The organism is Bifidobacterium asteroides (assembly GCF_009683175.1).
GTDB classification, from domain to species: Bacteria; Actinomycetota; Actinomycetes; order Actinomycetales; family Bifidobacteriaceae; genus Bombiscardovia; species Bombiscardovia asteroides_H.
On record NZ_WKKW01000002.1, the window covers coordinates 21506 to 32569 of the forward strand.

Annotated in this window: 10 protein-coding genes; 1 reads left to right on the forward strand and 9 read right to left on the reverse strand. The window is 62.7% G+C overall.

All coding sequences use genetic code 11. From position 1 onward, the window contains the following. The first annotated feature begins 10 nt into the window (after nt 1–10). A complete protein-coding gene (locus GKC41_RS04190; RefSeq protein WP_154313111.1) occupies nt 11–1075 on the forward strand; it encodes a 2,3-butanediol dehydrogenase in 1065 nt (354 codons plus the stop codon). A gap of 88 nt (nt 1076–1163) precedes the next feature. Here the strand turns inward: GKC41_RS04190 and GKC41_RS04195 are convergent, their stop codons facing one another. From GKC41_RS04195 to GKC41_RS04235, 9 genes are all read right to left on the reverse strand, one after another. Then, nucleotides 1164–3017: a ribonuclease J gene (locus tag GKC41_RS04195; RefSeq protein WP_045935108.1), complete on the reverse strand. Its 1854-nt coding sequence runs from the start codon at nt 3015–3017 to the stop codon at nt 1164–1166. A gap of 62 nt (nt 3018–3079) precedes the next feature. Beyond that, nucleotides 3080–3991, reverse strand: a complete 912-nt coding sequence (dapA, locus tag GKC41_RS04200; RefSeq protein ID WP_154313112.1) for a 4-hydroxy-tetrahydrodipicolinate synthase — start codon at nt 3989–3991, stop codon at nt 3080–3082. A gap of 239 nt (nt 3992–4230) precedes the next feature. Continuing rightward, nucleotides 4231–5013, reverse strand: a complete 783-nt coding sequence (locus tag GKC41_RS04205; protein ID WP_154313113.1) for a hypothetical protein — start codon at nt 5011–5013, stop codon at nt 4231–4233. A 319-nt stretch (nt 5014–5332) separates the two neighbouring features. Continuing rightward, nucleotides 5333–6133, reverse strand: coding sequence for a hypothetical protein (locus tag GKC41_RS04210; RefSeq protein ID WP_154313114.1), 801 nt, complete (start codon nt 6131–6133; stop codon nt 5333–5335). Nucleotides 6134–6175: 42 nt separating this feature from the next. Beyond that, entirely contained in the window at nt 6176–6745 is a 570-nt protein-coding gene (locus GKC41_RS04215) for a DUF805 domain-containing protein (RefSeq protein ID WP_195760157.1), read from the reverse strand. Nucleotides 6746–6854: 109 nt separating this feature from the next. Then, a complete protein-coding gene (locus GKC41_RS04220) occupies nt 6855–7685 on the reverse strand; it encodes a hypothetical protein (protein ID WP_154313116.1) in 831 nt (276 codons plus the stop codon). 514 nt (nt 7686–8199) lie between these two features. Next, the gene (gene dapB / locus GKC41_RS04225; protein WP_154313117.1) at nt 8200–8937 is read right to left on the reverse strand and encodes a 4-hydroxy-tetrahydrodipicolinate reductase; all 738 of its coding nucleotides are present in this window, start codon (nt 8935–8937) and stop codon (nt 8200–8202) included. A gap of 28 nt (nt 8938–8965) precedes the next feature. Next, a complete protein-coding gene (locus tag GKC41_RS04230; protein WP_154313118.1) occupies nt 8966–10276 on the reverse strand; it encodes an MFS transporter in 1311 nt (436 codons plus the stop codon). Further along, nucleotides 10263–11003 (reverse strand): GNAT family N-acetyltransferase, encoded by a 741-nt coding sequence (locus tag GKC41_RS04235; RefSeq protein ID WP_195760158.1) that lies wholly within the window; start codon nt 11001–11003, stop codon nt 10263–10265. The genes GKC41_RS04230 and GKC41_RS04235 overlap by 14 nt, the downstream gene beginning before the upstream one ends. Nucleotides 11004–11064 lie beyond the last annotated feature (61 nt).

Here is an 11064-nt window from a genome sequence, read left to right on the forward strand (position 1 = left end):
GATATACGATATGAAAGCATTGATGTACTACGGCAAGGAAGATGTACGTCTGGAGGACATACCCGAGCCTGAGCTCAAACCGGGGACCATCAAGATCCACCCCGCCTTCACCGGCATCTGCGGTTCCGACCTTCACCTCTACTTTGACGGCGAGCAAAACGGCGGCAACTCCAAAGACACCCCGCACCCTCTTTCCGGGGAGACCCTGCCGGTGGTCTTCGGCCATGAGATCTCCGGAACCATCGAGGCCATCGCCGATGACGTGCACACCGATATGAAGGTGGGCGACTCCGTGGTGGTCGAGGCCGAGATGGCCTGCGGAGAATGCCCCGCCTGCAAGGCCGGCAACTACAATGACTGCCCCAAGCTGGGCTTCATCGGCATCAACGGCTGGGGCGGTGGCATGAGCGAGCACATGGTGGTGGCCGCCGAGCGCGTCTTCCCCGTGGGCGACCTGCCCCTGGATCAGGCAGCCCTGATCGAACCCTTCTCAGTGGCCTACCACGCCGTGCGTCTGATCCATACCGAACCCGGGCAGACCGCCCTGGTCGGCGGAGCAGGACCTGTCGGCCTGCTGCTGGGAACCGTGCTCAAGGCCAAGGGGCTCAAGGTCATCATGTCCGAGCTCTCCCATGCCCGCAAGGACAAGGCCCTGCAGTCCGGTGCCGCTGACCTGGTCATCGACCCCAGCAAGGAGGATCTGCTGGAGCGGGTCAGGACCGAGACCGATGGCCGTGGCGCCGATGTGGCTTTCGACGCGGCCGGCGCGGAACCAGTGGTCCACCAGCTTCTGTCGGCACTCAAGGCACAGGGCAGCCTGGTCGTCGTGGCCATCCACGTCAAGCCCGTCAACTTGAACCTGACCATGGAGATGGGCTTCGGCGAGAAGCTGATGTCAGGATCCATGGGATACGCCAACGATCATGCCGACGCCATCAAGCTCATTCATGACCGGAACATCGACCTGTCCACCTTCATCACCGACCGGATCAAGGTCGAGGACATCGTGGACAAGGGCTTCCGTCCGCTGCGTGAGGACGCGGAAAACCACGTCAAGATCATCGTGAGCATGTAAACGCTCCCTTCTGCTGATAACACTGAAGGCTCCTGCCGTCCTTCTGGGCGACCGGAGCCTTCGGTATTCAGTATGCAGGCAGCGGCGATCAGTCCTGCGGCTGCACGTCGGTGGCGATGTCGGCCACCACGGGCACGATCATGGGCCGGCGGTGCAGCTTGCGGGAGATCCAGCCGCCCAGGGTGCGGCGCATCATCTGCTGAAGCTGGTAGGTGCCGGTGGTCCCCTTGGACATGGCATCTTCAAGCTGATCGACTATCTGGGAGTTGATGGACTTGAACTCGCTCTCGTCCTCGGCCACGGCGTTCAGGTAGAGCTTGGGGCCGGAAACGACCTTGCTGGTCTCGGTGTCGACCACGGCGAAGGCGGAGACAAAGCCCTCGGTGCCCAGAATCCGGCGCTGCTCCAGCTCGTCGTCGGTCAGCTGACCCACCGAGTCGCCGTCCACATAGACGTATCCGCAGGGCACGGATCCGACCACGGCGGCCTGGCCGTGGTAGAGGTCCACCACGTCGCCGTCCTCGGCCAGGACCACGTTCTGCGGATCCACGCCGGTCTTGACGGCAATCAGGCCGTTGGCCACCAAATGTCGGTTCTCGCCGTGGATGGGCATGGCGCACTTGGGCTGCACGATGTTATAGAAATGCAGCAGCTCGCCCTCATCGGAGTGGCCGGAGACGTGGATGGCCGCGTTGTCTCGATTGACCACCTTGGCGCCCAGACGCACCAGCTTGTTGATGACCTTGTAGACCTCGTGCTCGTTGCCGGGGATCAGTGAGCTGGCCAGGATGACCGTGTCGAACTCATTGATGGTGATGTCACGGTGGGTCCCGTCGGCGATGCGGCCCAGAGCCGCCATGGGCTCGCCCTGGGATCCGGTGCACATGTAGACGATCTTCTCGTCGGGGATGCTGTGGGCGTCCTTGAGGTCGACCACGGTGTCCTCGGGCAGGTGAAGGTAGCCCAGGTCGGAGGCGATGGACATGTTGCGGACCATGGACCGGCCGGCGAAGACCACCTTGCGGCCGAACTTGTGGGCTGCGTCGACCACCTGCTGCACCCGGTGGACGTGGCTGGAGAAGGAGGCCACGATGATCTTGCGCTGGGCCTCGGCGAAGGCCTTGTCCAAGGCGGGGGCGATGGAGATCTCGGGCTTGACGAAGCCAGGGACCTCGGCGTTGGTGGAATCGACCATGAGCAGGTCCACGCCGGACTCGCCCAACTTGGCGAACTCCCTCAGGTCAGTCAGTCGATGATCCAAAGGCAAGGGATCGATCTTCATGTCACCGGTGTCGATGATGTGACCCGCGGGGGTGCGCACAGAGACAGCCAGGGCGTCAGGAATGGAGTGGGTCACCGCCACGAACTCCAGGCTGAAGGGGCCAACCTTGAGCTTGTCGCGGCCCTTGACCTCAACCTCGGTGGGCTTGAGATGATGCTCCTCACACTTGGCATCCACGAACCCCAGGGTCAGCTTGGAACCAATCAGGGGAATGTCCGGACGCAGCTTGAGCAGATAGGGCACGCCGCCGATATGGTCCTCATGCCCATGGGTCAGCACCAGGGCATCCACCTGATCCAGCTTGTCCTTGATGTAACTGAAGTCGGGCAGAATCAGGTCCACGCCCGGCTGCTCCTCCTCCGGGAAGAGCACCCCGCAGTCAATAAGCAGAATGTGGCCGTTGTACTCGATCACATTCATGTTCCGGCCGATCTCCCCCAAGCCACCAAGCGGGACGATACGCATGGAGCCCTTACGGTACTTGGGAGGCGCCACCAGACGCTGCTCGGTCTGGGTGCCCTTGCCGCGGGCAATGGCGCCGTTACGGCGGCTGCGGGATTCACCCCGGGACCTGCCCGACCCCTGCTTACCGTTCTTCGAGGAGGACCGACGATTTCTGCTCTTGCCGGTCGTGTTTGATTCTTCTTGTTTTCTTGCCATTCTCACTTGTGTTTCCATTATCTGTACCCCCGTCTGATACAGGGGCGACGCTTGGTTGCTTGTCAGGAACGCATCAGCCCTGCGGCCTTCATGCCTTTCTCGGCTTGGATCAGCTGGTCCTTGCCAGGCCCAAGATTAGGGAGCCTCATCGTCGTGCTGTCCAAGACGCCGGCCACCTTCAAAGCGGCCTTGGCCATTACCGCCTGCTGCCCTTGGCCGTTCAGAGCCTGGACCAGCGGCGCCAAGACGGTCGACAACCTCCGCGCCCCTTTCAGGTCGCCTTGATCGAACCGAGTCGCCAGGTCCTGCATAGGACCGCTGGCCACATGGGCCATGACCGATATGACGCCGACGGCACCCAAAGCCAGGAAGGGCAGGTACAGCCCGTCATCGCCGGAGTACCAGGTCAGCCCCGTCTCCTTACGCTTGATGGGAACTGCGGCCAGGTCACCAGTGGCATCCTTGACTGCCTCGACATGCGGCAATTCGGCAAGACGACGGTAGGTATCCACAGTCACGTGCAACCCTGTGCGGCCAGGTACATCGTAGAGCACGATGGGACGATCCACAGACCGGCAGACGGACCTGAAATGCGCTACAACCCCATCCTGGGAGGGTCTGGAGTAGTAAGGCATGACCACCAGGAGCGCATCTGCCCCGGCTTCCTGGGTCATCTCGGCCATGCGGACCGTATGGGCCGTGTCATTGGAGCCCGCACCCGAGATGACCGGCACGTCCACCGAATCCTTTACTGCTCGTACCAAATCGACTTTTTCTTCCATGTGGGTGGCCGGAGATTCGCCGGTGGTGCCGTTGACCAGTATGCCGTCGGCCCCATCAGCCACCAGGGTCCGGGCCAGATTGGCGGCAGCCTCGTAATCCACGGATCCGTCATGGTTCATGGGGGTGACCATGGCCGGCACGACCCGCCCGAATGGGGCCTTGTCCAACAGATGGGTTTGGAGCTCAGACATACTTCAACGCTACTTGCAGACGGGGACTCATCACCCTCACGACACCCTTCCCCCACTGTCAGTCTTAGACAAGCAACGTGTGCCGAACCTCCTCAATCCCTGCCCAATCAACAAGAGGGGAAAGAGACGGTCCCCAGTAGCATAAGCCAGATGGCAGAGCCAGCCCGGTCACCCTGCCGCATCCCACGATGTGCGTTCGATCCGTGCCTATAAGCAGAGAGCAGCATCCCGGGGCAAGCTCATTGTTGGTCCTGCACGGCGGTGCCGCCGCGATACAGGGCGGCCACCAGGGTCATCAGGTCGAAGATCAGCGCCCAGGCCGCCATCCACTCGAAGGAGGCGTCGCGATCATCGCCCGCGCAATAGTCGATCGCCCACAGGTCCTGCAGAAACCACAAAGCTCCCGTTGCGCCCACCGCCACGCACCAGGGCAGGCACGACAGGGGGGAGCCCCCGGACAACAGGCACAGCATCCACGACGGCACCACACACGACGCAGCCGAAGCCGCCCACGCCGCCACACGGCCACGCACCAGATCCGACACGAACCGCAGCCAGGTCACCCCGGCCACCACCAGCACGGCCACCGACACCAGCACCCAGCGCATCACCCCCGGATTCGCGCCGGTCATCGCACCGAACACCACCCCCCAGCAGGGCATCGTCGGCATCGTCAGCGCAAGGCACCAGAACCCCGGACGCCCCCCACGGCTCTCAAACCGGTCCAAAAACCACCACATCGTAAAAACCGAGAGCAGGCCCGCCAAGCCGAACTCCACAAAACGGTACCGTACCCACAGCTCCTCCTGGTCGTACAGGAACGCCCAGCCAGGCACAAACCCCGCCAGGAAGGCCGCCCCGTACACCGCCAGCTTGCGCACCACGCCGGCACGCGAAAAGGCACGCTCCCCCACGGGCGCATGACGCGCGCAACCCGCCACCCGCGACATGACCGAAGACGCGCTCTCCAGCCAGGACCCCCCCGCAGGAAGCCGCAAGGAACCGGAAACACCAACAGCCATCACACACCACCCTCCTGCTCAAAGCCGCGAATCCGCCACTTCGCCCACCAGACCGTTGATTCCGGTCTTGTATCAGTGCCGTTCATATTGGTCTCTTTCCATCTCACATCGTCGGAGTTCGTCCTACTCCTGCGCAAGCACGGACCCCCAAGACCCGGCCGACGACGAGAAAGGCTTCGAATAACCAAGGCCCTCAGACACCAGCGTCTTCCACTGACACCGCCTTTATCCTGATTATAGACTTGCCGCTTCAAGGCATCGACATCGTCTTTGACCACGGAGAAAACGGACGGGTCCAGCCCGGCCTGGGCATCCGGCATCATCGGCTGGCATCGTCGTCATTTTTAGAGGCTCCCAGAAGGGAGGCGATCAGCACGATCAGGTCGAACACCAGGGCCCAGGCCGCCAGCCACTCGAAAGCCGCGTCACGATGCGTGCTCGCACACTTCCCGATCGCCCACATGTCCAACACGAACCACAAGGCGCCGACGACGCCCACCAAGCAGCACCAGAACAAAGACACGCCAGCAGACCCTGTTGTCTTGGCCAGCATCCAGGACGGCACCACACACAACACCACCATCGCCGCCCACGACAAGAACCCGTTACGCACCAGCCGCATCACCAACGGAAACACCGACACCCCGACAACCACCAGCACAGCCACCGACACGAGAATCCACCGGAACACGCCACCAGAATAGCGGGCGCCTGAACCCGATATGACACCGAACCCCGGAGCGAACGGAAGCGACAACACCACAAACCAAGGCCCAGGACGCCCCTTCCCATCCTCATACCGCCCCAACAGGACAACCACAGCAAGTCCGGAAAGCACAGCAAGCAGCAACCCTTGGCCTATCCAGGTGCGCACCCAATCCTGGTCCTGGTCAAACAGGAGGAACCAGCCGCAGGCGAACGCGGCCACATAGGTCAACGCGTACAGCACCGTCTTCCACAGAACCCCGCCCAGGGAGAACTCACGGGCGCCAGGCCGCGCATGCGGGACGCTCCCGACCACACGCGACATCACCGACGACAGGACAAACGCATCAACCCGATCCCCAGCGCCATCCGACACCCCGCCGACACCAACACCCCCGCCGCTCGGCTCAGACATCACCACCACCCATCTTTCACTCTTTCCGCTACTGCAGGGGAATCACCGTCCGTTCGGGTCCACTGGGTACTGCGCCGTGCCAGTCTGACTCGCACCGAGGCTTCCGTTATCGACAACTGGATGACGACGACGCGAGGGAACGCACATGATGACCAGCCGAATGACCACGGCCAGAAGGAGGATGACGATTCCCACAGGCGAAGGGGCGGACGGATCCAGCCCCTCCAAGGTATCCGACACCATCGAACCGACAACCAGACCAAAGCCCACCACAATCAGCACGTAGAGGACGAGCGCCAGCCACCCCGACAGGGCCAGATCATGCAGACGCCGCACCGTCAGGGCATACATAGGCACCAGCATCGCCAGGGAGAACAGCGCCGGTATGACGACCAAGGGACCAGAAGAGAACACGCGGGTCAGGCAGGTGTCCATGAACGAGACGAACAGGGAGAAAACCCACATCTCCTTGCGGCAGGAACGCCCCTTTCCCCTAGCATACAGGTAGAAGGGCCGTTGCAGGCACTCCTGCAAGGTCGCATCATACATGGGCTCGTACCCCTTCATCACATCCACGCGACGCGGCCTCTTCGAGAACAAGGCACTGGCCATAATCCTCACCTTTCCTTTCTTCATAAACCCGTCCCGACGGTCCGTCGTGACGGACATCCGATATCGACATCGACGCAAGCACACCCATGGCGCAGCCCGCCGTCCGGCATCACCGGCCGGTATCATCGTCATCTTTGTAGACTCCCATATAAGAATTGGAGCTTCCAATAATGGAGGCGATCGTCAGGGTCAGATCGAACGCCAGCGCCCATGCCGCCAGCCACTCGAAGGCCGCATCACGATGCATGCTCGCGCACTTCTCAATCCCCAACATGTCCAGCACAAACCATAAGGCGCCCACGACACCCACCAGGCAGCACCAGAACAAGGACGCACCAGCCGACCCCGTCGGCTTGACCAGCATCCAGGACGGCACCACACACAACACCACCATCACCGCCCACGACGCGAACCTGTTGCGCACCAGCCGCATCACCACCGGAAACACCGACACCCCAACAACCACCAACACAGTCACCGACACCGGAACCCACCGGAACACGCCACCCGAGGTAGAACTGGCAGCCCCGAGTACGACGCCGATCACCGGAACGAACAAGAAAGACAAGACCACAAACCAAGGCCCCGGACGCTCCTTTCCATACTCATACCGCCCCAACAGGTTCCGAACAGCAAATCCGACAAAGAAAGCAAGCAAAAGAAGGCAAACTATCCAGGTGCGCACCCAATCCTGGTCCTGGTCAAACAGGTAGTACCAGCCGCAGGCGAACCCGGCCACATAGGCCAGCCCATACAGCACCGTCTTCCACAGGACCCCTCCCAGGGAGAACTCAACGGCGCCAAGCCGCGCATGCGGGACTCTCTCGAGCATGCTCGACAAGAACCACGACAGGGCAAACTTATCAACCTTATCAATCCAATCGATAACGTCATCCGATACCTCACCGGCATCAGCACCCCCGCCGCTCGGCTCTGACATCACCACCACTCACCCTTCGCCCTACACCTTCGCTAGCACGGGACCCAAAGACCCGGCTATAGGCGAGGAAAGTTTCAAATAACCACGGCCTTCAGACACCGACGTCTTCCACCCGACACCGCCTTGATTCTGATTATAGTCCTGACACTTCAAGGCATTTACATCGTCTTTGGCCACGGAACGGATTCCGCGGGTAACGGTCCCGTACAGAGGATTTTCCCGAATCGCGGGAAACGAATTTCAACATCTCGTTGTCGAACTTCGCATATGTATACAGACCGGCAGCTTTTGCAGATGACCACACTCCGCGCCCGAATCCCTCCATCCACAGCAGGGGCATGCCCATACGCTTGGGTGAAGCCGCCGTCAAGGATTTGGCTCCCTCCGCCCACTTCGAAACCGGCAGGATGCCATTCGGTTTACCCAGCATCATCGAAAAGCGGCAAACCAAATAAACACCTTGTTGCGTCGGGTCACCCAAAAGCCCTTGCAGATGGGGACGCTCTTGCGGATATCAGAACAGGTAGTGGTCCAGGCCCACGGTCAGTCCGGGAATGCTTCCAGCACGGCGGACTGCCAGGAGAACTCCGGGCATGAAGGAGACACGCTCGAAGCTGTCTGCACGGATGGTCAGCTGCTCGCCGGGATTGCCCATGAGGATCTCCTCGTGCGCGTTGAGTCCCCGCAGCCGGACGGCATGGACGTGGACACCGTCAACCACCCGGCCCCTGGAGGGATCAGGTTGTTGGGTCGCGTCGGGCATGGGACCCATGCCAGCCTGGCGACGGGCTTCGGCGATTGCGGAAGCGGTTCCCAGAGCAGTGCCGGAGGGGGCGTCGACCTTGTCGGGATGGTGCAGCTCGACCACCTCGGCCGACTCGAAGTAGCGGGCTGCCATGGCTGCGAACCGGTCGGCCAGCACTGCTGAGATGGCAAAGTTGGGAGCGATGAAGACGCTGAGTCCGGGATGCTCGTCCAAGGCCTGCCTGACCTGGTCCAGGCGCTCCTTGGTCCACCCGGTGGTACCGATTACGGAGTGGACCCCTTGCCCTATCAGGGTCAGGGTGTTGCCCAGGACGGCATCAGGGCTGGTGAAGTCGACCGCCACATCCGTATTGCTCGGATTGATGGCAGACGGATCGTCATCCGGACCCAGCAGCAGGGCCGTATGCATATCCTGCGCGCCCTTCAGAGCACGCACCACCTCGGTTCCCATGCGTCCGCCTGCGCCCAGCACCGATACGCGGATCATCGGCTGCCTCCTTCTTGCCTAATTCATTTCACTGTGCATTTTCGGTCTTTTCCACGACCATACCCCTCCTGCGGCTCCTGGCCCAGCCCAGCAAAGCCAGAGGGACAGCGCAGCAGGTGACCACAGCCGGGATGCTCATGCCGCCGTGGGGCCCGAACTGATCCAGGGCGACACCGGCCAGGGTGGATCCCAGTGAGGTGCCGATGGATCCGCCGGTGGACAGCCAGGAGAGCCCCTCGGTCAGGGCCCGGGCATCCACGTTCTCGCGCACGATCAGGTTGCCGGTGGCGAAGATGGGCGAGACACACAGGCCGGTCAGCACCTCGGCCAGACCCAGCAGGACCAGGTTGTCCATGACCAGGCGGAAGACCACGTAGCCCAGGGTCAGCAGCACCAGGAAGGTCGCCAGATAGCGCCAGCGGGATCCTTTGAGCTTGACCGAGCCGAAAATCAGCGCCCCGCAGAGGGAGCCCAGGGCGAACAGGGCCAGCTGCAGGCCCACAGCACCCTCGCGGCCCATGGACTTGGTCAGGGCGGTCACCGAGACGTCCACCGCCGAAAAGCTCATGTTGAAGACGACGAAAATCACGACCAACAGGAGGATGCCCGGGTAGACCAGAGCCGAGCGGGAGCCCTGGTGGCTGTCAGCATCACTCGGCAGGACATCCCCGTGGGCGTCCACCGGGGAATGATCCGCCGCAGACTGGCTGACGGATTCCATGCGAACGACGGCCGGAGGCTCGGTCGAACGCATGGCGAAGAAGGTCAGTCCGCCGATCAGCAGGGCCAGGGCAGGCAGGTAGAGTTGGGAGACCGGGCTGACCGAGGTGGCCAGGTAGGCGGAGAGGATGGGGCCCAGGATGAAAACGCACTCGTCCAGCCCCGACTCCAGGGCGTAGGCGGTGTTGAGCAGGTTGGTCTTGTCGTCGCGCAGCACCCAGGCCCAGCGGGTGCGCACCAGGGCTCCGAAGGCGAACTGGGTCAGGCCCATCAGAGCCGCCAGCACAAAGAGCACACCCAGGGGAACCCGGCGCATGGCGCCCACGGCAAATCCCAGGATGGCCAGAGCCTGCACGATCAGGGCGGTCACCCCGATCCGACGTTGGCCGAACCGGTCGAACAGGCGGGCGTAGAAGGGGGTGACCAGGGCCGCGCAGAGCGTGTAGACGGCACTCATCAGACCGGCCGAGGTCCAGTTGTCATAGATGTGGTTCAAGGCCAGCACGATGCCCAGACCCATCATGCCCAGGGGCAGGCGGGCCAGGACGGCCGACAGGCAGAAGCCGGCGGCGCCCGGGTAGGTGAACAGGCGCAGGAAGGGGGATTTAGCGGCCGCCATGATCACCGTCCTTGCCCAGCTGGTCGCTCACACGGCCGGCATAGATGAAGATGTCGTCGATCCCCTCGAAGAACTGCGGATCGTCAGAGGGGTCGCGCCCGGCGAAAGCCGCATGATCCCTCCCCCTGAGCTCGGCCAGCCGCTCCATGCCCTTGTGGTCGTAGAAGCCCACATCGCAGGAGGAGTCCGTATGCAGGTAGAAGCGCTCGATGCCCGCCTGATCCAGATGCTCCAGGTTGTCCCGCCACAGGGTGCCGCCAACGCCGCGTCCCCGGGCACGGCTGGAGACCAGGAAGAGCCTCAGCTCAGCCTGGGGCGGGACCGTCAGACCGCACTTCTCCTCCAGCTTGACCTCGGTCAGCTGCCACTGGCGGGCCCGGTCCAGAGTCCGGGCGCCCAAGGTCGTGGCAGACAGCTGCTGGTCCACCTGCTCCAGCTCCTCTTGGGCCTGGGGGAAGCACAGTTCGCCACGCCCCTCGGCCAGCAGGGTCACCCCCAAGAAGTCCTGCCCATCGACGGCTATCCGGGCCCTGGTGGCACCCACCAGGTAGTGCAGGATGAAATGCGCGGCGCTCAGCCGGGACACGGTCCCCTCGGGATCCTCCTGCACCTTCCAAGTGGCGTCGAAGGTCCCCACCAGGTCGGGCATATCCGCCCAGACCATAGGTCTTATTGCCACGCTCCCCTTCCGCCGGGAGGGCTGGTCGTGATTACTGGACGTAGTCATCTGTCTCATTGCTCCATTCGGGCGTGCCCGGCCCCACGACGGCCCTTGGCCGTCCGCCGAT